Genomic DNA, 23903 nt, shown 5'->3' on the forward strand with positions numbered 1-23903 from the left:
GGGATCAGGCCGCGCGCTTGGTCAGGGCGTCATACTCGAGGAGGTTGGCAACCAGGGCCTCGAACTGGCTCATGGGCACCATGTTCGGGCCATCAGACGGGGCATTGTCCGGGTCGGGGTGGGTTTCCATGAACACACAGGCGACCCCGATCGCAACGGCGGCGCGCGCCAGGACCGGGACGAATTCCCGCTGCCCGCCGGAAGAGCCGCCCAGGCCGCCCGGCTGCTGCACGCTGTGGGTGGCGTCGAACACGACCGGACAGCCGATCTCCTTCATGATCGGCAGGGAGCGCATGTCACTGACCAGGGTGTTGTAGCCGAACGATACGCCGCGCTCGCAGGCCATCACATTGGGATTGCCCGCCCCCGTCACCTTGGCGATGACGTTCTTCATGTCCCAGGGAGCCAGGAACTGGCCCTTCTTGATGTTGATCGCTCGACCGGTCGCGGCGGCGGCCAGCAGCAGGTCGGTCTGACGGCACAGGAAGGCCGGGATCTGGATCACGTCGACGGCTTCGGCGACCGGGGCGCAATGGCTGATCTCATGGACGTCGGTCAGGGTCGGCAGGCCGGTGACCTCGCGGATCTCCTGGAAGATCGGCAGGCTGTCATGCAGCCCGATGCCGCGCTGGGCGTTGGCCGAGGTGCGGTTGGCCTTGTCGTAGGAGGTCTTGTAGATCAGGCCGACGCCCAGTCGGGCGGCCATCTCCTTCAGGGCATGGGCCGTTTCCAGGGCGTGCTGCCGACTTTCCATCTGGCATGGGCCTGCGATGATCGACAGCCTTTCGCCATTGCCAATGCGAACGGGCGTACCGGTCGAGGTCTTGAGCTCGACGACGGCGTTTGGGGCTACGGCTTGGGGCTGACTCAAGGCAAGGCTTCCGGCGAGTGACGATTTCCGGTCAGACAGGTGGCCTCAGAAGCGGGATGGTGCAAGTGCGGATCGACATCGACGGCGACGGACCGGTCCTGGTGTGGCTTCGCAAGGACCTTCGACTGACTGACAATCCGGCCCTGAACGCGGCGGTTGCGACAGGCCGGCCCGTCATTCCGCTCTACATTCTGGATGAAACGCCGGGCATGCGCCCCATGGGTGCCGCGTCGCTGTGGTGGCTGGACAAGTCGCTCTGCGCCCTCGGCGTCGATATAGACCAACGCGGCGGGAGGCTAATCCTGCGGCGTGGCGCGGCGGCCGAGGTTCTTGATGACCTGATTGCCGAGACCGGCGCGGCGGGCGTGGTCTGGAACCGGCTCTATGACAAGTCCACCATCGACCGCGACACCGCGATCAAGGCTGACCTCCGCTCGCGAGGCATGGCCTGCAAGAGCTTCAATGCCAGCCTGCTCAATGAGCCATGGACCGTGAAGAATGGCTCCGGCGAAGGCTACAAGGTCTTCACCCCGTACTGGCGCGCAGCCCGCGAGCACATCGGCGATGTCCACGTCACGCCGGCACCCGTCGCCCTTCCGTCGCCCGCCGAATGGCCGTCCAGCGACAGTCTGTCAGACTGGGGCCTGCATCCGACAGGGCCGGACTGGTCGACCGGCTTCACAATGTGGTCGCCCGGCGAAGCGGGCGCGGCCGATCGTCTGGTGGCGTTCCTGAGCTCGAAAATCCAGAACTATGCTGACCAGCGCGACATCCCTGGCGTCGAGGTCACCTCGCTGCTGTCGCCCCATCTGCATTTCGGCGAGATCGGGCCCCGTCAAATCTGGGCCGCGACCCGGGCAGAGGTGGCGGCCGGCAACGTCCCCGCCGGCCAGGCGGACAAGTTCCTGTCGGAGGTCGGCTGGCGGGAGTTCAACCACACTATCCTCTTCAACCGGCCAGACATCGTCACCGCCAGTTTCCGGCCCGAGTTCGACGCCTTTCCGTGGAACAGCGACGACGCAGCTTACCAGGCCTGGACCAGGGGCCAGACCGGCTATCCGATCGTCGATGCCGGCATGCGCGAACTCTGGGCCACGGGCTACATGCACAATCGGGTGCGGATGATTGTGGCCTCTTTCCTGATCAAGCACCTGCTGATCGACTGGCGACAGGGCGAGGCCTGGTTCTGGGACACCCTGCTAGACGCCGACCTGGCCAACAATATCGGCAACTGGCAGTGGACGGCGGGCAGCGGGGCTGACGCTGCACCCTACTTCCGGATCTTCAATCCCATCACCCAGGGCGAAAAGTTCGATCCCCGCGGGACCTATGTTCGCCGCTGGGTTCCGGAACTCAGGGCTCTGCCGGACGCTGTTATCCACAAGCCCTGGACGGCACCGACGCATCTCAACATCACCGCCCGGCGTATCTATGCCAGACCGATCGTTGATCACGCTGAGGCCCGGGCGCGGGCCCTGGCCGCCTACCATCGCCTGAAATCTGGCTAGGGGGCAGATCCGCGCCAACGGTCCCAGAGCGTTTTTGCCAGGAGACTGCATGCGAACCGCCATGACCTATCCCGAAACCGCGCTATGGCGGGATCCCGCTCTGAAAAGCGCGCCGGGAGCCTTCCGGGCCGTGGTTCGGATTGCCGCCGAGAACTGGGCGACCGGGTCCCTGATCTTCATTCTGCCCTCTGGCAAGCGGTTCGAAATCGCCGGAAAGGAGCCTGGCCCGCACGCGGTAATCCAGGTGCGCGATTACCGTTTTGTCCGTCGCGCCCTGGCCTCTGGCGATATCGGTTTTGCCGAAGGCTTCATCGCCGGGGAATGGGATACGCCCGACCTCTCGACCGTGCTGGAAGCCTTTTCGCTGAACTTTGACCGGCTGCACGACCTGGTCGAGGGCAATATCGTCATGCGCACGGCCAATGCGCTCTTCCACCTGTTCAACCGAAACGACCGCAGGGGGTCCAGGAAGAACATCCATGCCCACTACGATCTGGGCAACGCCTTCTACGCCCGCTGGCTGGACGCCAGCATGACCTATTCCTCGGCCCTCTATGACAAGCCGGGCCAGTCTCTGGCCGAGGGGCAGACCGCCAAGTATGCCGCCCTGGCCCGGACGATCGACCTGGAGCCGGGGCACAGCCTCCTGGAAATCGGCTGCGGCTGGGGCGGCTTTGCCGAATATGCCGCCAGGGAGATCGGGGCCCAGGTCACGGCCATCACCATCTCGCCGGCCCAGCACGACTTCGCCCGAAAGCGTCTGTTCGAGCAGGGCCTGGCCGAAAAGGCCGACATCCAGCTTATCGACTATCGGGACGTTCAGGGTCAGTTCGATCGCGTGGCCTCGATCGAGATGTTCGAGGCCGTCGGCGAGGCCTACTGGCCTGCCTATTTCGGCAAGATCCATGACGTGTTGAGCCCGGGCGGACGTGCCGGCCTGCAGGTGATCACCATCCGTGACGACCTGTTCGAGCACTACCGAACCCATACCGACTTTATCCAGCGCTACATCTTTCCGGGCGGCATGCTGCCCAGTGAGGCGCGGCTGCAGGCTGAAACCCGTCGGGCCGGCCTTGATTGGCGCGACATCCATCGGTTTGGCCAGGACTACGCGCACACCCTGGCCGAATGGGCCGAGCGCTTTGAATCCGCCTGGGATGAGATTGCCCGGCTCGGCTTCGACGAGCGCTTCCGCAGGCTGTGGAGATTCTATCTCAGCTATTGCGAAGCCGGCTTCCGTACCGAGCGGACCAATGTCATTCAGCTGGGGCTGAGCCGCACCTGAAAGGAACCGCCATGAGCCTGTACACCCTGGTGCTGGACTATCATGGCGGGACCTATATCTCGCAGTTCCGGGCCACAGGCCCCGTCGAGGCTGTTGCAGCCTGGTGCAAGGAACTCGAAGATAATCAACTTCTTGGAGAACCATCCTCAGACGTCGCACGCGGCATTCTGGAGGACGCGGTTGAGAACCGGCTGGTCGAGGTCGAGGACCTGCTCGGGGTCTGGTGCGCGGCGACCACGACCAGCGGTGCTCTGGCCTTGCTGAATGTCATTCAGACCCTGGATCCCACCTGACCGACTAGACGCCCATGGCCTGCCGGGTCGCCGCAGCCTTGGCGCGAAACGCCGTTCGCTCGGCTTCCGGCATTCTGGACAGGGTTTTCAGGGGCATCATCATCCGTCCCAGCCCCGCCAGCCGGGCCTCGTTCCGGTCGAGAAAATCCCAGTACAAGGCGTTGAACGGGCAGGCATTTTGCCCGTTGCGATCCTTGACGTCGTAGCGACAGCCTTTGCAGTAGTCGCTCATGCGGTCGATATAGGCCCCGCTTGCGGCATAGGGCTTTGAACCGACAATTCCCCCATCGGCGAAGGTGGCCATGCCACGGGTATTGGGCATCTCGACCCAGTCGTAGGCGTCGGCAAACACGACCATGTACCAGTCATCGACCGCGTCGGGATGGACGCCCAGCAACATGGCCAAATTGCCGGTGACCATCAGCCGCTGGATATGGTGGGCATAGGCGTGATCCCGCGCGGCGCGGACGGCGTCGGCGACGCAGGCCATGTCGGTCTCGCCGGTCCAGTAGAACCACGGCAGCTTGCCCTGGGCGTCCAGGGCGTTGCGCAGGGCGTATTCCGGCATCTTCAGCCAGTAGACCCCGCGAACGAATTCCCGCCAGCCCAGGATCTGGCGGATGAAGCCCTCAACGGCATTGAGCGGTGCCTTGCCTTCCCGATAGGCCGCCTCGGCGCGCCGGCAAACCGTCAGTGGGTTCAGCAGGCCGATATTGAGGGCCGGTGAGATCAGGCTGTGCCACAGGAACGGCCTCTGCCAGCTCATGGCGTCCTGCCAGTCGCCAAAGCCCTGCAGCATATCGGCCATGAAGTGGTCGAGGATGGCGTTGGCTTCGTCGGGATTGGTCGGCCAGGAGAAGGTGTCGATCTGGCCGAAATGGGCGTCAAAGCCCGTGCTGACCATCGCCATCACTTCGCGCGTCGTCGCGTTGGGCGGGGTTCGCAGGCGCGCCGGCGGCCGTATGCCGGTCGGCAGCTTCTTGCGGTTGTCAGCGTCGAAATTCCACTGACCGCCCACCGGCTTGTCGCCATCCATCAGCAGACCTGTGGCGCGGCGCATCTCACGATAGAAGTACTCCATCCGCAGCTCTTTTCGCCCCTCCGCCCAGGCAGCGAACCGGGCACGCGAGCAGAGGAATCGATCGTCTTCACGCGTCTCGATCGGGACCGACAGGGTCTGGGCCAGGGCCAGCAGATGGTCCTCGAGCCCCCACTTGCCGCAGGCCGTGCGGATCACGCGGCCGAGCGGCTCCTCGGCCAGGGCCCGGACGATCTCGCCGCTGATCGAGCGGGTATTGGCCGGGTCATCCAGCGCCACATAGCGGACCCGCACGCCCCGGCCCCTCAGGCGTTCGGCAAACTGGCGCATGGCCGACCAGACCAGGACGAGCTTCTGCTTGTGATGTTTCCAGGCCGTGGCTTCTGCGACAGACTCCGCCATCAGGACGAGGTCGCAAGCCGGATCCAGTCCCTCCAGGGCCGAAAGTTCGTCACTCAGCTGATCGCCCAGCACCAGCCGCAGCGCGCCCAAACCCGACTTCATTACGCCTTGTCCGTTCCTCGACCCGACCATCAGGAAATCTGGGCTTGCTTCGGGTCGCCGCGACACGATCTACCATGCTCACACGACCCTGCAGCCCTCCAGCTTCACCGATCCGCACACATGACTGCTAAAGCCAGCGTCTCCCCCAGTGTTCTGGACGCCATCGGCAATACGCCCCTGATCCGCCTGCATCGCGCCAGCGAGGCGACGGGCTGCGAAATCCTGGGCAAGGCCGAGTTCATGAACCCCGGCCAGTCGGTCAAGGACCGTGCGGCCCTGGGCATCATCCGCGATGCCGAAGCCAGGGGACTGCTCAAGCCCGGCGGACGGATCGTCGAGGGCACGGCCGGCAATACCGGGATCGGCCTGGCCATGGTCGCCTCGGCCCTGGGCTACAAGACCACCATCGTCATCCCCCGCACCCAGAGCCAGGAGAAGAAGGACGCCATTCGTCTGCTCGGCGCTGAACTGGTCGAGGTGGACGCGGTTCCCTATTCAAACCCCGACAACTATGTCCGCTATTCCGGTCGCCTGGCCGAGGAACTTGCCGCGACCGAACCCAATGGCGTGATCTGGGCCAATCAGTTCGACAATGTCGCCAACCGCCAGGCGCATTACCTGACTACAGGCCCTGAAATCTTTGACCAGACAGAGGGTAAGGTCGATGGCTTCATCTGCGCCGTTGGGTCAGGCGGCACCCTGGCCGGGGTCGCAGCGGCCCTGCGCGAGCGCAAGCCCTCGGTGAAGATCGGTCTGGCTGATCCGCACGGGGCCTCGCTCTACAGCTGGTTCCGGGACGGCGAACTGAAGTCGGAAGGTACCTCGATCAGCGAGGGCATCGGCCAGGGCCGCGTCACTGCCAATCTCGAGGGCCTGGTCGTCGACCATCCTTTCCGGATCAGTGACGAGGACATGCTCAAGGTCATATTCGATCTCGTCGAGCATGAGGGCCTGTGCCTGGGCGGCTCGGCCGGGATCAATATCGCCGGCGCAATCGAACTGGCGCGGGTCATGGGTCCCGGCCACACCATTGTGACCATTCTTTGCGATCACGGCTCACGCTACCAGAGCAAGCTGTTCAATCCGGCCTTCCTGGCCGAGAGGGGTCTGCCAACGCCTGGCTGGATGTAATCCTGCCCGCTGCTTAAGGACGCTGGACCGCTTGCCCGGCAAGGCGGATACCGCGATCCTTGACGTTCCAGAACTCGGACGAGTCAGACCCCGAAAGGCGCAGCCATGATCCAGGACCCCCTCGTCTCGACGCACTGGCTCCGCGACCATCTCGACGCCCCCGACGTCCGCATTGTCGATGCCTCCTGGTTCATGCCGGGGACGCCGCGCGATCCGCAGGCCGAATTCCTGCTGAACCACATCCCGGGTGCGGTCTTTTTCGATATCGACGAGATCTCGGACGAGACCTCTTCCCTGCCGCACATGCTGCCCAGCCCGATCAAGTTCGCCTCACGGGTTCGCAAGCTGGGTCTGGGCGATGGATCGCGGATCGTCGTCTATGACAGCCTGGGCATCCTGCCGGCCGCCCGCGTCTGGTGGACTTTCCGCGCCATGGGTCACGAGGACACCGTCGTACTGGACGGCGGCTTGCCCAAATGGATCAGCGAGGGCCACCCCGTCGAGGATGGACCGGCCATGCCGCAGGAGCGCCACTTCACCTCACGCTATCAGGCCGACATCGTCCGCTCGGTCGAGCAGATGAAGCGCAATCTTGAGACCGGCCGTGAGCAGGTGATCGACGCGCGGCCGGCCGGCCGTTTTACGGGCGAGACACCAGAACCCCGCGCGGGTCTGCGCGGCGGCCATATTCCCGGTTCTCGCAATATTCCTTTGGGTGACATGCTGGCCCCGGACGGAACCATGCTGACTCCAGACAAGCTGGCCGCGGTCTTCGCCACAGCCGGTATCGACATCGGCAAGCCAATCGCCGCGACCTGCGGTTCGGGCATCACCGCCTCGGTCGTGGCCCTGGCCCTGGCGCGCCTGGGCCATCCGCGTGCGGCGGTCTACGACGGGTCGTGGACCGAATGGGGCGGACTGGCCGATACACCGGTCGTCACCGGCCCGGCCTGAAACCGCCTACGGCTTGGCGCGTCAGGCAACCCGGCCTAAACCACGCCCAGTTGCCGCGTCGCCCCGGAGCGCCCTGTTCATGGATGAAGAAACCCGCCTGATCCGCACCGGCGCGTCATCGACTGCCTCAGCCAAAACCGTCAACCCGTTGATCCAGCGCGGTTCAACGGTGCTGATGCCCGATGCGGCGTCGCTCTATGATGACGACCAGATCAACTACGGGATCACGGGTCTGGCCTCACCGGCCGCCCTGCAGACGGCCTTGGCCGAGCTGGAAGGCGCGTCGAACGTGACCCTCTATCCTTCGGGGCTGGCGGCGATCACCGGAGCGCTGCTCGCAGTTCTGAAGGCGGGTGACGAAATCCTCGTCGTCGACAGCGCCTACAAGCCGACCCGCCGGTTCTGCGACCGGCTGTTGGGCCGCTTCGGCGTCGCGACCACCTATTATGACCCTGCCCTGACATCCGATCAGCTTATGGCGCTGGCATCGGCCAGGACCCGGCTGATCCTGCTGGAAACGCCCGGCTCCCTGACTTTCGACATGCAGGATATCCCGGCTATTGCGGCGGCCGCCAAGGCACGTGGCATCCTGACCCTGATCGACAATACCTGGGCGGCAGGACTCTATTTCAAGCCCCTGACCCACGGCGTCACACTCAGTGTTCAGGCCCTGACGAAATATGTCGGAGGTCATTCGGACTGCTTCATGGGCTCGGTGGCGACCTGCGACCCGACCATCGCCAAGGCGCTAGACGACGCCATGTGGGATATCGGCTGGTCCGTGTCGGCGGACGACGCCTACACCATGTTGCGCGGCCTGCGCACCATGGCCACCCGCCTGCCCCGTCACCACGAAAACGGCCTTGCCGTCGCCCGATGGCTGCAACAACGGCCAGAGGTGGCGCGGGTGCTGCATCCCGCCCTGCCCGACGATCCAGGCCATGTGCTCTGGAAGCGCGACTTCACCGGCGCCTGCGGCCTGTTTGGCGTGGTGCTCAAACCTGCCCCCGAAAAGGCGGTCCATGCCTTCCTCAACGCCCTGCGCCTTTTCGGTCTCGGCTTTTCCTGGGGCGGTTACGAGAGCCTGGCCATCCATTGCGATCCGCAATTGCACAGCCGCTCTTTCCCCGTCGAGCTGGAAGGCCCATTGCTGCGCCTGCATATCGGTCTGGAAGCCCCGGCCGACCTCATCATTGATCTGGAGCGCGGGTTCGCCGCTCTGAACAGTCAGGCCTAAGTCCATGACCACCCATATCGCCCTGTTGCGCAGCGTAAGCCCTGGCGGTCAGAAGCCCATCGAAACAGAAACCTTCGTGGCCCTGCTGACGGACCTGGGCCTGCCCAATGCCCGGGCCGTAAGTGGCGCCGGCAATCTGGTGTTCGACAGTCCGGACCGCACCGGTGCCGAGCTGCAGGCCTTTCTTGAAACCGAAATCCAGTCACGGCTGGGTCTTCGGACCGACGTCTATGTTCGCTCCGCCCAGGCCTGGGCCGCCATCATCTCGGCCAATCCGTTTGTCGAATTTGCCGAAAGTGATCCCGGGCTGCTGATGACCCTGTTTCTCAAGGATCCGCCGGACAAGAAGATCATCGGCGCCCTGCGCACCAAACTCTCGGAGGGCCAGCAACTCCGGGTCGAAAGCCGCCAGTTCTATGTCACCTATCCCACCGGGCTCGGCGGATCGAAGTTCGGCAACAGCACTGTCGAGAAGGCCCTGGCGACCCGGATCACCAGCCGCTCCTGGACGGTTGTTCAAGCCATCGGTGCGGATCTGGTCGGCGAGTCTGCCGATTTCGCTCCCGCCAGCAGCCAGTAGCCGACGGCAGCGGACAGCACAGACCCGCCCAGCACGCCGATCTTGACCTGATCCAGCAGGTGCGGGTCCGCGAAGGCCAGGTTGCCGATGAACAGGCTCATGGTGAAGCCGATGCCACAGAGCACCGCCACGCCATACAGTTGACGCACCGTGGCGTCCAGAGGCAGGTCGGCAAGGCCCAGCCGGATGACGGCCATGGCGGCCAGGAAGATGCCCGCTTGCTTGCCGAAGAACAGGCCGAGCGCCACACCAAGCGGAATTGGTGCCATGACCGTGGCCAGGGTCATGCCCGCGAAGCTGACACCGGCATTGGCCAGTCCGAACAGCGGAATGATCCCGAAGGCTACCGGCTTGTGCAGCGCATGCTCAAGCTGGTGGAGCGGCGAATGCGGGTCATCGGGCCGCCCCCGTGAGGGACGAAGCGGGATGGTCATGGCCAGGACGACACCCGCCAGGGTGGCGTGGATGCCGGACTTCAGGACGCACAGCCACAGGGCCAGGCCCAGCAGAAGGTAGAGCCACAGCAAGGTCACCTTGAACCGATTGAGGGCAATGAGCGCGACCGTGAAACCGCCCGCCAGGACCAGGGCCAGCCCATTGAGCTGGTCGGTATAGAAAATGGCGATGATCAGGATCGCGACCAGATCATCCAGAATGGCAATGGCGGCCAGGAAGATCTTCAAGGACGCAGGCACCCGTGATCCCAGGAGTGACAGGACTCCCAGTGCAAAGGCGATATCGGTGGCCGCCGGGATCGCCCAGCCGCGAAGATGTTCGGGCGTCCCAAGATTGACCGCGCTGTAGATCAGGGCCGGCACCGCAACACCGCCCAGCGCCGCGACGCCGGGCAGGAGCAGGTGCGAAGGCTTGGACAACTGCCCGTCCAGCACCTCTCGCTTGATCTCCAGGCCGACCAAAAGGAAGAACACGGCCATCAGACCGTCATTGATCCAATGCGCGAGGCTTTCGCGCAGGGCAAGGCCGGCGATGGTTCCGCCGATCTCGAAATGCAGTACGGCGTTGTAGGCATTCGCCCAGGGTGAATTGGCGATAATCAAAGCCAAGGCGGCTGCGGCCATCAGCACATAGCCTCCCGCCGCTTCCTGGCGAAGAAACTCGCGCAAGGCTGAGACTGCGCGCTTTGAGAGTCTGGGCGTCGGGAGTCTGGGCGTCGGTTCAAATGCCACGGCGGCCTCCAAAAACATGGATCAAGCTGTCGTGGCGCCCGGTTATCGACGGACGCCGGACCGAATTCGCCAGGGGCGCGGCCTGGCCGCCTGCAGCGACCTGATATCTGCCGTCCAAATCGACCCAGCCGCCTTTCAGGTCAAGTGAAACCGGCCGGCGCCGATCGAAGTCGGGCGAAATGGTGAGAACGCCATACGCTCCCAGCGAAGTGATGCCGTTACGGAACCTCACGGCCGCATCAAGCCCGGCTTTCGCGCAATCCGATGAGGCCTCGCACCCAGCTTCGGGAAAGATTTGACCTCGGACACGGCTCGGCACAGAATTTCCACAGCGTCAGATTCCCAAAGGATCGGATCGCGACGCAAGCGCCCCAGATCGTGGGCCACTGGGGAGAAGTGCCTTGGATAGACGTCAGTTCCTTGCCGCCTGCGGAATCGGTGCCGGCGGCGTCCTCCTGCCGGGCTTCGGTCAGGCCATCGCTGCGGAACAGCTGGTCGGAACCCTCGATGTCGCTATCAAGAAGCGCTTGGCCGACGCGGCCATGAGTGCCGCGACGGCGGCGGGCGCCAGCTATTGCGATGTTCGCATCGGCCGCTATCTGCGCCAGTTCATCGTCACCCGAGAGGCCAATGTCCAGGCTGTGACCAATACCGAGTCCAGCGGGGTAGGCGTCCGCGTCATCGCTGACGGGGCCTGGGGCTTTGCCGCCACCAACAACATGTCGGCGGAATCGATCGCCCAGACCGCTCGCCTGGCGACCGCGATCGCCAAGGCGAATGCCAAGAGCCAGACCGCGCCCGTGCGCCTGGCACCGACCAAGGGCGTCGGCGAGGTCAAATGGGCCACCCCCATCCGCCGCAATGGCATGGAGGTGTCACTCCAGGAGAAGGTCGACCTGCTAATGCGGGTCAATGGCGCTGCCCTGAAGGCCGGTGCCAGCTTCGTCAATTCGAGCCTGTTCCTGATCAACGAGCAGAAGTACTTCGCCAGCACGGATGGCTCCTACATCGATCAGGACGTCCATCGCATCTGGGCCCCCTTCACGGTGACCGCCATCGACAAGGCCAGCGGCAAGTTCCGTTCGCGCGAGGGCCTCTCGGCCCCCATGGGTCTGGGCTACGAGTATCTGGACCCGAAAGCCGAGGACAAGAGCCTCTCGCCCAACGGCCTGATCAGCTATGGCAATTCCTATGACATGGTCGAGGACGCCCAGGCCGCCGCCGTCCAGGCCCGTGAAAAACTGACGGCCAAGTCCGTCAAGCCCGGCCGCTATGATCTGGTGCTGGACCCCAACCACCTGGGTCTTACGATCCACGAGTCGATCGGCCACCCGCTCGAACTGGACCGTGTTCTCGGCTACGAGGCCAACTTTGCCGGCACCAGCTTTGCGACCCTCGACAAGCGCGAACAGCGCTTCCAGTACGGCAACGAGATCGTCAACGTCGTCGCCGACAAGCTCCAGCCCGGCAGCCTCGGCGCGGTCGGCTATGATGACGAAGGCATTCGTACCAAGAGCTGGCCCCTGATCCAGGATGGCAAACTGGTCGACTATCAGGCGACCCGCGACCAGGCCCACATCCTGGGCAAAACCGAATCCGACGGCTGCTCCTATGCCGACTCCTGGTCGACGGTGCAGTTCCAGCGCATGCCCAATGTCTCGCTGCAGCCGGGCAAGAAGAAGATGAGCCTGGACGACATGATTTCGGGCGTCGAGGACGGGATCTACATCCTGGGCCGCGGCTCGTTCTCGATCGACCAGCAGCGCTACAATGCCCAGTTCGGCGGAACGCTGTTCTACGAAATCAAGAACGGCAAGATTACCCAGCCGCTCGAAGACGTTGCCTATCAGATGCGCACGCCCGAGTTCTGGAACGCCTGCTCGGCGATCTGCGACGAGCGCGACTATCGCCTGTTTGGCTCCTTCTTTGATGGGAAGGGTCAGCCCAGCCAGGTTTCGGCTGTGAGCCACGGTTCGTCGACCACCCGGTTCGACGACATCAATGTCATCAATACCGCGCGCTCGCTCGGTTGATCGGATCGGGGGAGACAGTCCAATGAGCATCATGACAGAAGCCGAGGCCAAGACGATCCTCGACAAGGTCATCAAGCTGTCGACGGCCGATGAGTGCACCGCGCAGCTGACCGGATCGGTCGAAGGCAATATCCGCTTCGCCCTCAACAACGTCTCGACCAGCGGCGTGGTCAGCAATACCGACCTGTCGGTTCAGGTGGCGTTCGGCAAGCGGGTCGGATCAGCCTCGATCAACGACTTTTCGGACGCTGCCCTTGCGCGCGTCGTCAAGCGAGCCGAGGAGCTGGCCAAGCTAGCGCCGGAGAATCCGGAATTCGTCTCTGCCATCGAGGCTCAGACCTACAAGCCCAGCGCTACCTTCAGCGCGACCACCGCTGCCATCACACCCGAACAGAGGGCCGAGATCGCCCGGGCCTCGATCGCGCCTTGCCGCGCCAAGAATCTGATTGCCGCCGGCTTTCTGAACGATGAGCAGAGCTTCGTCGCCTTCGCCAACAGCAAGGGTGCCTTCGGCTATCAGAAGGCGACAGAGCTCGACTACACCTGCACCGTCCGCACGGCAGATGGTCGGGGCTCGGGTTGGGTCAGCCGGAACCTGCAGGACTCAAGCGCCTTCAAACCGGCCAGCGATATCGAAATTGCCATGCGCAAGGCCAGCGCGTCCGCCGAAGCCCAGTCGCTGGAACCGGGCAAATACACCGTGATCCTCGAGCCGGCCGCGGCCTCGGGCCTGATCTCGTTCATGCTCAACTTCTTCGACGCCCGCCAGGCCGACGAGGGCCGCAGCTTCCTGTCCAAGAAGGGCGGCGGCAACAAGCTGGGCGAGCAGGTCTATGATCCGCGCGTCAACTTCACCGCCGACCCCTGGCACCCCGAACTGGCGGTCCTGCCCTGGGACGGCCAGGGCCGGGCCCGCGAGCGGATGCCACTGGTCGAGAACGGCAAGATCGCCAACCTCCTGTACTCGCCATTTTGGGCCCAGAAGCAGGGCAAGAAGGTCGTCGGCCGACCGGGCAACATCATCATGTCCGGCGGCACCAAGTCGACGGCCGACCTCGTTCGCGAAACCGAGCGTGGCATCCTGGTGACCCGCACCTGGTACATCCGCATGGTCGATCCCCAGACAGTGCTGCTGACCGGCCTGACCCGCGACGGCACCTTTTACATCGAGAACGGCCAGCTGAAGTACCCGCTGAAGAACTTCCGCTTCAACGAGTCGCCGGTCATCATGCTCAACAACATCGACGACCTTGGCCGGCCCGTTCGGGTCAGCGAGGGTGGACAGATGCAGTACATGATCCCGGCCATGCGCGTGCGCGACTTCACCTTCTCCTCACTGTCGGACGCCGTTTGACGTCAGCATGGCGGGTGACGGAGTAACGCGTGCAGAGTGCCTGCGCCTGATCGCAGGGAGTGTTTTGGGAGGCTGGCTCGCCAGTCTCCCGTCCACCACACACGCCGCAGCCGCCTACGATTTCTGGTTCACACGCCTGAGATACGACTCTGGCGACTGGGACGTGGACCAGCGCATGCCCGCGAACATCCTGACCTCCCTGGTCGACTACACCAACCTGAGGGTCGATCCCGAAGAACGGGTCATAAGACTATCGGATCCGGCCATGCTGACGGCCCCGTTCTGCTATCTGGCCGGCCACAAGCTGGTGGAATTCAGCCCGGCCGAGGCCGCCAATTTCGAGGCCTATGTCCGCAACGGCGGCTTCGTCCTGGTCGACGACTGCAACCACGATATCGACGGCCTGTTCGCCAAGTCGTTCGAGCGCCAGATGGCCAAGCTGTTCGGGGCCGACGCCCTCAAAAAGCTGCCCAACGACCACGCCATCTATCGCAATTTCTTCAAGTTCGATGGCCCGCCGGCCACCAGCTTCGAGCTGAATGGCTGGGGTGACGATCTCGTGCATGACTATCTAAAGGGCATTGAGATCGGCGGGCGACTGGGCCTGCTCTACAGCAACAAGGATTATGGCTGCGAGTGGGATTACGACTGGCGCAACAAGCGCTTCCTGGCTGAAGACAACACCAAGTTCGCGGTCAACATCATTCTTTACGCCCTGACCGCCTGAATCCGTTTCCCGCCACTTCGGACCCGAGATGACCCAGACCCCCACCGAAGCTGATATTGCGCGCAAGATCGAGCGCCTGGGCCAGCTGCGCATCGCTATCGGTCAGGCCATCGTCGGTCAGGACGAGGTCGTTGAGCAGTTGCTGATCGCGCTTCTGGCGGGCGGCCACTGCCTGATCGAGGGGGTCCCAGGCCTTGGCAAGACCCTGCTGGTCCGCACCCTAGGCCAAGCCCTCTCCCTGGACTTCCGCCGGGTGCAGTTCACCCCCGATCTGATGCCCAGCGATATTCTCGGCACTGAAGTGCTGGAGGAAGATCACGGGACCGGCCACCGGCATTTCCGCTTTCAGCGCGGCCCGGTCTTCACCAACCTGCTGCTGGCTGACGAACTGAACCGCACGCCGCCCAAGACCCAGGCCGCCCTGCTGGAGGCCATGCAGGAACACACCGTCAGCTATGCGGGCGTCACCCATGCCCTGTCCGAGCCCTTCTTCGTGCTGGCTACACAGAATCCCCTGGATCAGGCTGGCACCTATCCTCTGCCCGAGGCGCAGCTGGACCGGTTCCTGCTGAACATCCGGGTCGACTATCCGACTGCGGCAGAGGAACGCGCGATCCTGGCCCTGACAACCGGTGGCTCCGTCGCCCCGCCCGCAGCGGTGATGACCGGCGCCGACATTGTCGAACTGCAAAACTGGGTCCGGCAGGTTCATGTCAGTGACGCCCTCCTGACCTGGATCACCGCTCTGGTGCGCTCCAGCAGGCCCGGCCCGGAAGCCCCGGCTGCAGTGCAGACCCTGGTCCGCTGGGGAGCCGGACCGCGTGCCGGCCAGGCCCTGGTCCTGGCGGCCAAGGCCCGCGCCCTCCTCCAGGGCCGCCTGTCCGCCGCCCGGGCCGACGTCATTGCCCTGGCGGCACCGGTCATGCGCCACCGCATCCTGCTGTCTTTCGCAGCGGAAGCAGAACGCAAGACGGCGGATGACGTGATCGCGGCCCTGCTTGCCGCCTTGCCCGCGCCGTCCCGGGACTGACCTCGGCACATGTCGCCCTTCGACCTCCCGCCCGATCTGCGCAGCCGCCTGCGACGCCTGTCGCTCGCGCCGCGATCGGCGGCGGCCCTGGTCAGTGACGGGATGCACGCCAGTCGCAACCGCGGCGGCAGCATGGAGTTCGCCCAGTATCGCGGCTATGAGCGCGGTGACGATCTCAGGCGCATCGACTGGAAACTGTACTCCCGATCAGACCGGTTCTTCGTCCGCGACGCCGAACGCGAGAGTCCTGTCGCCATCTGGATCGTCCTCGACGCCAGCGCTTCGATGGGCCAGACCGACCTAGCGAGTCCCAACTGGTCACGGTTTGATGCCGCAAAACGGCTGATGGCCGCGATCATGGACATTGCCTTGCGGCAGGGCGATCGCTTCGGCACCATCGTCGTTCAGGCGGATAGCCCGCTTGTCGTGCCCCCGTCCCAGGACCGCCGACACCAGGATCGCCTTCGCCTCGCCCTGGGACCGTTGCGCCCCGGTGGGATACCGGCATGGCAGCACCAGCTGGCGACGCTGGGTGGGCATATCGCGCAGGGCGATGTCGCGATCATCGTTACTGACGGCTTCGATGATGGCTGCATCACGGCCGCAGAACAGCTGTCGGCGGCGGGACGCGATGTCTCGCTGATCCAGGTTCTGACAGCCGACGAGCGCGACTTCCCGTTTGACGGCAGTCACAGGTTTCGCGATCCGGAACTCGAGACCGAGATCGCCGCAGACGGCCGCCACCTGCGAGCCGCGTACCTGACGCGTTTCGCCCAAGCCCGTGCGGACCTCAGGGCGCGGCTTGAAGGTCGCGGCATTCGCTTTGCCGAGCATTTCACCGACCAGGATCCGGATGGGCCGATCCAGGCCCTGTCGCTTGCGACGGGGCGGCCGTGATCCCGGTCCTTCTGGTCCCTGCCGCACTGGCGGCCCTGGCGGCCGTCCTGGTGCCCCTGGCGATCCATATTGCCCGACGGACCGAGACCCGGACCATCGACTTTGCTGCCCTGCGATGGCTGACGCCCAAGCCCAAGCCTGTTCGTCGCCTGCAACTCGATGAGCCCTGGCTGCTGGCCGTCAGGGTTGCCCTGACGGCGGCGATCGTCCTGGCCCTGGCCCGCCCTGTCCTGAATTCCGCCGCCAGTGACCGACCGATTGTCGCCGTGTCACCGGCCGTAGATGCCACGGGTATGGCAGATCGCGCGGAGCGGCATGTCTGGCTAGCGCCCGGATTTCCGGACCTGAAGCAACCACGGCCGCCTCTGCCGGACGACCAGGCCAGCCTGATCCGGCAGCTGGATGCCCAGACGCCCGCCGGAACGAGACTTGCCGTCATGGTCCCGGCATTGTTGACCGGAGTCGACGGCCAGAGACTGGTACTTTCACGCCCCATCGACTGGCGGGTATTGCCGTCCAAACCGCGTTCGACCTCGCCAAGCCCGCCGGTTCCGCCGTCGCTCACGGTGCGGTACTCGTCGCGGTACGAAGATGCTGTTCGCTATTTCCGCGCCGCAGCGGTGGCCTTTGCCGAACCCGGAAAGCCCCCCGCCTTCGATGCCGCCCCGACAGTTCGCCCCGTTCCCCGGTCCGCGCGCTATCTCGTCTGGCTGACAGATGCCCCCCTGCCCTCGGTGGCCCTCGCCTGGATTGAAGCGGGCGGCGTCGTGCTCTTGTCCAAGGATACGCCCACGCCCGTCGAAGGCCCCCTGCGTGTGAGCTGGCGCGACCCGGAAGGTAACGCCCTGGCGACGTCCGGCCGGTTCGGCAAAGGTCGCGTCCTGCACCTCACGCGGCCGGTCGAGCCAAGGGAACTGCCGGCCCTGGCCGAACCCGCCTTCGCCCAGGAGCTCTGGACGCTTCTTGAGCCACCGCCGGCACCGGGGCGCGTTGCTGCAAGCGACTACGCACCGGCCGTCCAGCCGATGGCGAAAAGCATGATCCACACCCCGACCGCCCTGGATCTGCGCCCCTGGCTCATCCTGCTGATCACCAGCCTGTTCCTTCTGGAACGCTGGCTGGCCACCCGACGCGATCGAAGGATCGCCGCTTGATCGCCGCGCTTGCCCGACATCTGAGCGCCGCCCGTCAGCGCAGCCTGCTCGACACGCTTGCGATCGGGTGGCCCATCGTCATGGCCATCGGCGCGGTCGCGGGCCGCTTGGCCGGGGTCGGACCAGCGTGCCTCCTCATGGCCGCCGCAGCCCTGATCCTCAGCGGGATCGCCTGGCGACGTGTCCGAAGGTTCGACCAGGCCTGGCTCGTCCAGGTGCTCGATGCCCGGGTTCCCGCCTTCGAAGACAGCAGCGCACTGCTGCTGCGGGATTCCGATGGGCTACAGGGTCTGGCGGCTCTGCAGCAGCAGAGGTTGCTGGACAGGCTGGCGGGAGCCGCCGCCCTGGACCTTCGTCCGGCCTGGTCCTGGCGCTGGATTGCCTCTGCGGTCGGGGCCAGCCTGGTGGTTTCCGTCACGGCGGCCGTCTGGCCGCGACAGAACCAAACAGGCCCTGGAGGCGAAAGTGCACCGTCATGGCCTTTGCCTGACAAGACCAGGCTCGTTGGGGTCCGACTTCGTGTGACCCCTCCCGCCTACACGGGCCAAAGGCCCTTTGACCAGACGGGCTTGGATGTGCGCGCCCCGGCAGGATCGACCATTGAATGGATCCTGTCGCTCCGGCCTGAGCCCGCCTCCGTCAACCTCAGCTTCCCGGGCCAGGCCCCCATGAACCTGGCTCCCACCGACCGAAAATGGGCAGGCAGCCGGCGTTTCACGGCTTCTGCCCTCTATCGCCTTGAGGCCAGCGGCCTGCCCCGACAGCGCCTTCATCAGCTCGAGATGATCGCCGATCTTCCGCCGACCGTTCGGATGTTGACCCCGGACCGCACCCTGAATCTGGCATCCGCAGATCAGGCGCACTGGGACCTGAGCTTTGAAGCTCGTGACGACTACGGCGTCGCCAACTCGGCCATGCTGCGCCTCACCGTTACCCGCGGCGAAGGCGAGATGATCACAACAACCGAACGATCCCTGCCCCTGACCGGTCACGGCACCATGCGACTGAAACGCTTTTCCACCCGCCTGGACCTGGCCCGTGAAAGACTGGAACCGGGCAACGACCTGATTGCGCAACTGGTGGTTTGGGATAATCGAAGCCCGTCGCCACAGGTCGTCGAAGGGCCGGCGGTCATCCTTCGCCAGCCCCCGCCGGGAGGTCTCAGCGACGGTCTGGATGGTATGGCGCGCCAGATCCTGCCGGTCTATTTCCGCAGCCAGCGCCAGATCATCATCGATGCCGAGGCCTTGATTGCCCAGCGGGCTCGCACCGCGCCGGACGTTTTCCTCGAGCGCTCCAATGCCCTGGGGTCTGACCAGGCCCAGCTCCGCCTGCGCTATGGCCAGTTCATGGGGGAAGAGGCTGAAGGCGGTGGACCGGGCTTGGCAATCCCGACGAATGACACGCCGACCCTGGACCTCCCGACCAATGACGGACCACCGCCTGCGGCCGCCACCCAGCCTGAGCCGCATCATGGCCATAGCGCGGACGACGGCCACGACCATGGCTCGGACACGACGACCTTTGGACAGATGGGCGACGTCGTTGCGCAGTTTGGCCATGCGCACGACACCGGCGACGCCTCGACCCTGTTTGATCCCGGCACGCGATCAACCCTGGCCCAGGCCCTCGACGCCATGTGGGCCTCTGAACGCGCCCTGCGTCAGGGTCGCCCCAAGGAGGCCCTGCCGCACGCCTTGAAGGCACTCTCATTGCTGAAGACGGCACAGCAGGCGACACGGATCTACCTGGCCAGGACGCCGTCGAAAATCCCGCCGATCGATCTCTCCCGACGGCTCAGTGGCAAACGTAACGGCATCCGGCCGGACCGGTTCGCAACGACGACGCGGGCACCGGATGACACACCTGCGATGAAGGCCTGGCAGGCGCTGGGCCAGACTGGAAAGTCCGGTGCCCTGCCCTTGGACGAGCTGGCCAGATGGGTGGTGAACCATCAGGGACGCCTTGCTGATCCCCTGGCCCTGTCCGCCCAGATCGACACAGTCAGAAACGAGCCGAACTGCCTGGAGTGCCGGCAGAAGCTGCGCGCCTTGCTCTGGACGGCACTCGAGCGTCCCCCCGTGGGTGTTCTTCGCCGATCTCCCGCCGATGCGGGGGGCCAGCGCTACCTGGATGCCCTGCGATGATCGGAACCCCCAACCTTTGGGCCGGGATCCTGATCGCCGTCGCCGTCGTCGGCGGGGTCGGCCGGCAGTGGCTTCGACACCGAGCAGGACCTGACGGCCGGCGTTCCCGGCACTGGCATCTTGCTGGCCTGGTTGCCCTGCAGGTGGCGAGCGGGCTCTTGCTTTACCTGACCCTGTTCCCCCCCTTTGGCGGCACGCCGCCGGGTCGACTGGTGATCGCAACACAGGGAGCTGCCTCCCTGCCGCGCCTCTCCGGCGACCTGCTGGTCACCCTTCCGGAAGCCAAACCCATGTCCGGGGCGGCCAGAGTGCCCGACCTGGCCACGGCCCTGCGCCTCTATCCTACCCCGGGCCTTCTGTTGATCGAGGGACAGGGACTCACGGCCCGGGACCAGATCCCCCTTGACCGTCCGGCCCAGTTCAAGCCGGCACCGGCACCCCGGGGCATTGTTGATCTGATCCTGCCAGGCCCCCTGCCTCCTGGCGGGCCTTTCACCCTGCAAGGACAGGTTGGATCCCTGTCCGCTGGCGTCATCGAACTGCTTGATCCCGCCGGGGCCCTGGTCGACCGGGCAGAGGTGCGGGCCCAGGAGCGCTTCAGCCTAGCAGCCTCGGCCCGTGTCAGCGGCCATACGCTGTTCGATCTAAGGCTGAAAGACCGTTCAGGCCGCCTTGTTGAACGCCTGGAGATTCCCGTGGTGGCGCGCACACATCAGCCGCCGCGAGTCCTGGTCCTGGCCGGGTCGGCCGATCCGGAGATCAAATACCTGCGCCGATGGGCCCAGGATGCCGGCCTTGATCTCAGGGCCGAGATCGATCTCGGCGGCGGCACCCTTATGGGTGATCCTCCAACTCCACTCACCCGCTCGGCCTTCGCCGACATCGATCTCGTGATTGTTGACGACCGTCGCTGGGAAACACTTCCGCCCAGCGCCCGCGCAGCCCTGGTCCAAGCCATCGAGGACGGCCTGGGTCTTCTCCTGCGCTCGACGGGGCCACTTGCCGCCACCACGCGGCGTGACTGGTCAGCCCTCGGAGCCGCCGTCTCGGCAGACGATCCTGAAGAGGCCGTCAGTTTCGCCGGCTCATCCCTGCTGCCCGCGCTGGCCCTCAATCGAAAGGGCCTAATCGAAGGCCAAAAGAATGCCGTGCCGCTGATCCGGGACAACAGCGGCAAGGCGCTGGCGGACTGGCGTCCGCGCGGCCAGGGCCGCATCGGCCTCTGGACGGTCGCCGACAGCTACGCCCTGGTCCTGGCCGGGCAAGGGTTTCAACACAACGAGCTTTGGAGCCAGCTTTTCGAGACCCTGGCGCGCCCTGGCGAGCAGCAAGAGCCCAATTTGAGCGGTGTGGCCTGGTCCAGTGAACGCCTTGCCCTCTGCCCCGCCCGCAGGCCACTCCGGGTCCTGGATCCCGATGGACGCGAGAGCCGGCCCCAACCCGCCCCCGCGACAGGGCCTGCAGCCTGCGCCGCCTTCTGGCCTCGCAAGGCGGGCTGGCACCAGCTGGCCGACGACAAGGTCATAACGACCTTCTACGTCCACGCCACCGACGCCGCGCCATCGCTGCGACAGGAAGGCCAACGGCGGGCCACGCTTGATCTGGTGGAGGCCTCGGCGCAGCGCGCGACCGTCAAGGCTCCGCCGGTTCCAGGGTCGCCCTGGGGCTGGGCGGCCAGCCTTTTGGTCGTTCTGGGCTTGCTCTGGTGGCTGGAGCGCAAGCCAGCGGCTTTGGCTCGATAGACCGGAAATCTGCAAGGCCGCCGCTTTCTGCAAGCGGGGCCGCATGGCGCGCCCTGCTGGATTCGAACCAGCGACCGCTCGCTTAGAAGGCGAGTGCTCTATCCAGCTGAGCTAAGGGCGCGAACCTGGAAAGCCTGTAGACGGGCCCTAGTGGGTCCAGGGCTGTCGACGGCCGGCTGCGAAGTTATCCGCATAGGCCTTGATGATGCGCTTGGGAGTCTTGGGTTCAAAGAGCTGAAAGGCCAGCCCATTGTGCTGGGCGTAGGCGACGGCTTCCTCACGAGTCTCGAAGGTCAGGCGAACCTGGCCTTTCATATCGCTCGATTGGGTCCAGCCCATCAAGGGATCCGACCACCGGGCCGACTCGGGTTCGAATTCCAGCACCCAGTCCTTGGTCTTGGCCTTGCCGGACTGCATGGCGGTCTTGGCGGGGCGATAGATGCGGGCCAGCATGAACCTCTCCAATAGTTTGCCGATGGTCGGAGCGGCAGGATTTGAACCTGCGACCCTCTGGTCCCAAACCAGATGCGCTACCAGGCTGCGCTACGCTCCGACACTTCGGCAGGGGGCTGCTCTACAGGGGTTCGTCGCCCGGATCAAACGGGAACCACGCCAAACCTGGCCCCAATCAAGTTTTCGGAAAAATCCGGTGCAAGACCCGGTCACCCGGAAGGATGCCAAGCTGAGCCGCGCGGCCGCCGGCGATCTCCAGGACCCCAAGAATAGCGCCACCGGAAGGCAGCGGCGTTTCATTGTGAGGCTGGGCGTTGCGAACGATCGACAGAACCCTGCCGCTGGGCGCGATATAGATGATGTCCAGCGGAATAAGGGTGTTCTTCATCCAGAACGCCGCCGCCTGCGGCTTGGTATATGTGAAAAGCATGCCCCGGTCGGGTGCTAGCGACTTGCGGAACATCAGGCCACGCCGCTGCTCGGCCTGTGTCGCAGCGATCTCGACCTGAAAGCGCGCGCGCCCCTTGGTCGTAACAATCTCCACGACCTCAAGTTTGCCGTCAGATCTGGCGTGGGCCGTATCGAGAGCGACAAAGGCCCCTGCCGTCAAAGCGGCCAGAAAGGTCCGCCGGCCATTTGGTCCATGTTGCGTCAACTGAAGCCCCCACTCGCCCAACCCAAGTCCAGGCAGCCTAGCGCGCCGAGCCTGAACACGAAATGGCTTAAGGGCAACCGGTGTCTAGGCGTCGCCAGGATTGATCTCGGCCACCACAAGGCCCTTGGGGCCCTTGGCGAACCGCACCAGAACATCGTCGCCCGGCTGCAGGTCTTCAAGGCCGCCCCGGCGCAGGGTCTCGATGTGGACAAAGATGTCGCCCGGCTCGGCATCGCGAACCACGAAACCATAGCCCTTAGTACGGTTGAACCACTTGACCTTGGCGTGCTCTGCGGGCCCTTCCGGCGTCAGGGCCTGACGAGCGCTGCCGCTGTCCAGACCGGACCGTAGGCCGTTGGCAAAGCCGTCACGCTCCTTGCGCGGCCCGGCATCCGAGAAGGTGCGGCGCGGTCGCTCCAGGGGCGACGCCGTGGAACTTTCGTCCAGATCAACGACCTCGCTGACCTGCCAGCCCTTGGGGCGACGAACGACGTCACAGACGATCACTGCACCTTCAAGCGCCGTTTCGCGTCCGCAATTACGAAGCGACGTCACATGGAGAAGCACGTCCTTGAGGCCGGTCTGTCCGGGATCATCGGGAATGATGAAACCGTACCCCTTGCCCACGTCGAACCATTTTACGCGCCCGCTGATCCGCACGAAGTCCTCGTGCGCACCTGCGGTATCGAAATCGTAACCAGACATTCCGCCCCTCTGGCTCGCCCAAACAGCCCAAAGGGACGAGCGCCACAGGGAGAACAGTGTTCTCGCGTAAGGAGAGCCGTCAACTGACAATTCGCCTCAAGCACGCGCACAGAGGCCAACCGCGACATTTCGTCGCGGAAAATCCCGGCAAACAAATCTGAAATACAGCCTCAGGGCGCCGAAACGCAGCCCGTGGTGGTAGTCCCTAGGGGAGTCGAACCCCTCTCTCCAGAATGAAAATCTGGCGTCCTAACCGATAGACGAAGGGACCACATCGCCGCCAGCAGGCGGTGACATCGTCGGAAGACCAGTTTGAAAGCCTCGCGGGTGGTAGTCCCTAGGGGAGTCGAACCCCTCTCTCCAGAATGAAAATCTGGCGTCCTAACCGATAGACGAAGGGACCACGGCCCCGCGAGG

The 23903-nt window shown here is 64.8% G+C and carries 21 protein-coding genes and 4 tRNA genes; 15 read left to right on the top strand and 10 right to left on the bottom strand.

Annotated elements, in window-relative coordinates:
• Window positions 1-4: 4 nt before the first annotated feature.
• Entirely contained in the window at window positions 5-871 is an 867-nt protein-coding gene (kdsA, locus tag AQ619_RS09695; protein WP_062146765.1) for a 3-deoxy-8-phosphooctulonate synthase, read from the bottom strand.
• A 59-nt stretch (window positions 872-930) separates the two neighbouring features.
• Between kdsA and AQ619_RS09700 the strand changes: the two genes are divergently transcribed.
• The 3 genes from AQ619_RS09700 to AQ619_RS09710 are packed head-to-tail and all read left to right on the top strand — an operon-like array spanning window position 931 to window position 3957.
• Complete coding sequence (locus AQ619_RS09700; RefSeq protein ID WP_062151499.1) at window positions 931-2379, top strand: cryptochrome/photolyase family protein; 1449 nt, start codon at window positions 931-933, stop codon at window positions 2377-2379.
• Window positions 2380-2428: 49 nt separating this feature from the next.
• Window positions 2429-3664, top strand: a complete 1236-nt coding sequence (locus AQ619_RS09705; protein WP_236849442.1) for an SAM-dependent methyltransferase — start codon at window positions 2429-2431, stop codon at window positions 3662-3664.
• Between the two features lie 11 nt (window positions 3665-3675).
• Complete coding sequence (locus tag AQ619_RS09710) at window positions 3676-3957, top strand: hypothetical protein (protein ID WP_062146767.1); 282 nt, start codon at window positions 3676-3678, stop codon at window positions 3955-3957.
• A gap of 4 nt (window positions 3958-3961) precedes the next feature.
• Here the strand turns inward: AQ619_RS09710 and AQ619_RS09715 are convergent, their stop codons facing one another.
• Window positions 3962-5500 carry a cryptochrome/photolyase family protein gene (locus tag AQ619_RS09715; RefSeq protein ID WP_062146769.1) on the bottom strand — a complete coding sequence of 513 codons (1539 nt, stop codon included), beginning with the start codon at window positions 5498-5500 and terminating at the stop codon, window positions 3962-3964.
• Window positions 5501-5620: 120 nt separating this feature from the next.
• Between AQ619_RS09715 and AQ619_RS09720 the strand changes: the two genes are divergently transcribed.
• The 4 genes from AQ619_RS09720 to AQ619_RS09735 all read left to right on the top strand — a co-directional run bounded on the left by AQ619_RS09720 (window position 5621) and on the right by AQ619_RS09735 (window position 9402).
• Window positions 5621-6631: a cysteine synthase A gene (locus tag AQ619_RS09720; RefSeq protein WP_062146771.1), complete on the top strand. Its 1011-nt coding sequence runs from the start codon at window positions 5621-5623 to the stop codon at window positions 6629-6631.
• A gap of 105 nt (window positions 6632-6736) precedes the next feature.
• Complete coding sequence (sseA, locus tag AQ619_RS09725; protein WP_062146773.1) at window positions 6737-7585, top strand: 3-mercaptopyruvate sulfurtransferase; 849 nt, start codon at window positions 6737-6739, stop codon at window positions 7583-7585.
• A 79-nt stretch (window positions 7586-7664) separates the two neighbouring features.
• Window positions 7665-8822: a cystathionine beta-lyase gene (gene metC / locus AQ619_RS09730; RefSeq protein ID WP_062146775.1), complete on the top strand. Its 1158-nt coding sequence runs from the start codon at window positions 7665-7667 to the stop codon at window positions 8820-8822.
• A 4-nt stretch (window positions 8823-8826) separates the two neighbouring features.
• Entirely contained in the window at window positions 8827-9402 is a 576-nt protein-coding gene (locus AQ619_RS09735; protein ID WP_062146777.1) for a DUF1697 domain-containing protein, read from the top strand.
• On the opposite strand, the gene nhaA is transcribed toward AQ619_RS09735, so the two are convergent.
• Window positions 9339-10526, bottom strand: a complete 1188-nt coding sequence (gene nhaA / locus AQ619_RS09740) for a Na+/H+ antiporter NhaA (RefSeq protein ID WP_378109073.1) — start codon at window positions 10524-10526, stop codon at window positions 9339-9341. The genes AQ619_RS09735 and nhaA overlap by 64 nt on opposite strands.
• Window positions 10527-10990: 464 nt before the next feature.
• On the opposite strand from nhaA, the gene AQ619_RS09745 reads away from it, so the two are divergent.
• The 8 genes from AQ619_RS09745 to AQ619_RS09780 are packed head-to-tail and all read left to right on the top strand — an operon-like array spanning window position 10991 to window position 21673.
• Complete coding sequence (locus AQ619_RS09745; protein ID WP_062146780.1) at window positions 10991-12622, top strand: TldD/PmbA family protein; 1632 nt, start codon at window positions 10991-10993, stop codon at window positions 12620-12622.
• A 22-nt stretch (window positions 12623-12644) separates the two neighbouring features.
• Window positions 12645-13976, top strand: a complete 1332-nt coding sequence (locus AQ619_RS09750; RefSeq protein ID WP_062146782.1) for a TldD/PmbA family protein — start codon at window positions 12645-12647, stop codon at window positions 13974-13976.
• Window positions 13977-13983: 7 nt separating this feature from the next.
• Entirely contained in the window at window positions 13984-14703 is a 720-nt protein-coding gene (locus AQ619_RS09755; protein WP_062146784.1) for a DUF4159 domain-containing protein, read from the top strand.
• A 28-nt stretch (window positions 14704-14731) separates the two neighbouring features.
• The gene (locus AQ619_RS09760; protein WP_062146786.1) at window positions 14732-15733 is read left to right on the top strand and encodes an AAA family ATPase; all 1002 of its coding nucleotides are present in this window, start codon (window positions 14732-14734) and stop codon (window positions 15731-15733) included.
• Window positions 15734-15742: 9 nt separating this feature from the next.
• The gene (locus tag AQ619_RS09765) at window positions 15743-16630 is read left to right on the top strand and encodes a DUF58 domain-containing protein (protein ID WP_062146788.1); all 888 of its coding nucleotides are present in this window, start codon (window positions 15743-15745) and stop codon (window positions 16628-16630) included.
• Window positions 16627-17784 carry a BatA domain-containing protein gene (locus tag AQ619_RS09770; RefSeq protein WP_062146791.1) on the top strand — a complete coding sequence of 386 codons (1158 nt, stop codon included), beginning with the start codon at window positions 16627-16629 and terminating at the stop codon, window positions 17782-17784. The genes AQ619_RS09765 and AQ619_RS09770 overlap by 4 nt, the downstream gene beginning before the upstream one ends.
• The gene (locus tag AQ619_RS09775; protein WP_084745892.1) at window positions 17781-19931 is read left to right on the top strand and encodes a DUF4175 family protein; all 2151 of its coding nucleotides are present in this window, start codon (window positions 17781-17783) and stop codon (window positions 19929-19931) included. The genes AQ619_RS09770 and AQ619_RS09775 overlap by 4 nt, the downstream gene beginning before the upstream one ends.
• A complete protein-coding gene (locus AQ619_RS09780) occupies window positions 19928-21673 on the top strand; it encodes a hypothetical protein (RefSeq protein WP_062146793.1) in 1746 nt (581 codons plus the stop codon). Before AQ619_RS09775 ends, AQ619_RS09780 begins: the two co-directional genes overlap by 4 nt.
• Before the next feature lie 44 nt (window positions 21674-21717).
• Here AQ619_RS09780 and AQ619_RS09785 read toward each other — a convergent pair.
• From AQ619_RS09785 to AQ619_RS09815, 7 genes are all read right to left on the bottom strand, one after another.
• Window positions 21718-21794, bottom strand: a tRNA-Arg gene (locus AQ619_RS09785).
• 26 nt (window positions 21795-21820) lie between these two features.
• Complete coding sequence (locus AQ619_RS09790) at window positions 21821-22126, bottom strand: ETC complex I subunit (RefSeq protein WP_062146795.1); 306 nt, start codon at window positions 22124-22126, stop codon at window positions 21821-21823.
• Between the two features lie 23 nt (window positions 22127-22149).
• A tRNA-Pro gene (locus AQ619_RS09795) sits at window positions 22150-22226 on the bottom strand.
• Between the two features lie 75 nt (window positions 22227-22301).
• Window positions 22302-22781, bottom strand: coding sequence for a DUF192 domain-containing protein (locus AQ619_RS09800; RefSeq protein ID WP_378109166.1), 480 nt, complete (start codon window positions 22779-22781; stop codon window positions 22302-22304).
• Window positions 22782-22865: 84 nt separating this feature from the next.
• A complete protein-coding gene (cspD, locus tag AQ619_RS09805; protein ID WP_062146797.1) occupies window positions 22866-23486 on the bottom strand; it encodes a stationary phase survival cold shock domain protein CspD in 621 nt (206 codons plus the stop codon).
• 196 nt (window positions 23487-23682) lie between these two features.
• Window positions 23683-23757 (bottom strand) — tRNA-Glu (locus tag AQ619_RS09810).
• Window positions 23758-23814: 57 nt separating this feature from the next.
• A tRNA-Glu gene (locus AQ619_RS09815) sits at window positions 23815-23889 on the bottom strand.
• Window positions 23890-23903: the final 14 nt, after the last annotated feature.

Origin of the sequence: Caulobacter henricii (genome assembly GCF_001414055.1) — a bacterium.
Classification (GTDB): Bacteria; Pseudomonadota; Alphaproteobacteria; order Caulobacterales; family Caulobacteraceae; genus Caulobacter; species Caulobacter henricii.

What these genes read in the sequence shown, in the direction of transcription:
- AQ619_RS09720 (WP_062146771.1), top strand. Translation starts at nt 5,621, where the DNA reads ATGACTGCTAAAGCCAGCGTCTCCCCCAGTGTTCTGGACGCCATCGGC.
- AQ619_RS09780 (WP_062146793.1), top strand. Translation starts at nt 19,928, where the DNA reads ATGATCGGAACCCCCAACCTTTGGGCCGGGATCCTGATCGCCGTCGCC.
- AQ619_RS09735 (WP_062146777.1), top strand. Translation starts at nt 8,827, where the DNA reads ATGACCACCCATATCGCCCTGTTGCGCAGCGTAAGCCCTGGCGGTCAG.
- AQ619_RS09705 (WP_236849442.1), top strand. Translation starts at nt 2,429, where the DNA reads ATGCGAACCGCCATGACCTATCCCGAAACCGCGCTATGGCGGGATCCC.
- cspD (WP_062146797.1), bottom strand. Translation starts at nt 23,486, where the DNA reads ATGTCTGGTTACGATTTCGATACCGCAGGTGCGCACGAGGACTTCGTG.
- AQ619_RS09715 (WP_062146769.1), bottom strand. Translation starts at nt 5,500, where the DNA reads ATGAAGTCGGGTTTGGGCGCGCTGCGGCTGGTGCTGGGCGATCAGCTG.
- metC (WP_062146775.1), top strand. Translation starts at nt 7,665, where the DNA reads ATGGATGAAGAAACCCGCCTGATCCGCACCGGCGCGTCATCGACTGCC.
- AQ619_RS09755 (WP_062146784.1), top strand. Translation starts at nt 13,984, where the DNA reads ATGGCGGGTGACGGAGTAACGCGTGCAGAGTGCCTGCGCCTGATCGCA.
- sseA (WP_062146773.1), top strand. Translation starts at nt 6,737, where the DNA reads ATGATCCAGGACCCCCTCGTCTCGACGCACTGGCTCCGCGACCATCTC.
- AQ619_RS09710 (WP_062146767.1), top strand. Translation starts at nt 3,676, where the DNA reads ATGAGCCTGTACACCCTGGTGCTGGACTATCATGGCGGGACCTATATC.
- AQ619_RS09765 (WP_062146788.1), top strand. Translation starts at nt 15,743, where the DNA reads ATGTCGCCCTTCGACCTCCCGCCCGATCTGCGCAGCCGCCTGCGACGC.
- AQ619_RS09790 (WP_062146795.1), bottom strand. Translation starts at nt 22,126, where the DNA reads ATGCTGGCCCGCATCTATCGCCCCGCCAAGACCGCCATGCAGTCCGGC.
- AQ619_RS09760 (WP_062146786.1), top strand. Translation starts at nt 14,732, where the DNA reads ATGACCCAGACCCCCACCGAAGCTGATATTGCGCGCAAGATCGAGCGC.
- AQ619_RS09750 (WP_062146782.1), top strand. Translation starts at nt 12,645, where the DNA reads ATGAGCATCATGACAGAAGCCGAGGCCAAGACGATCCTCGACAAGGTC.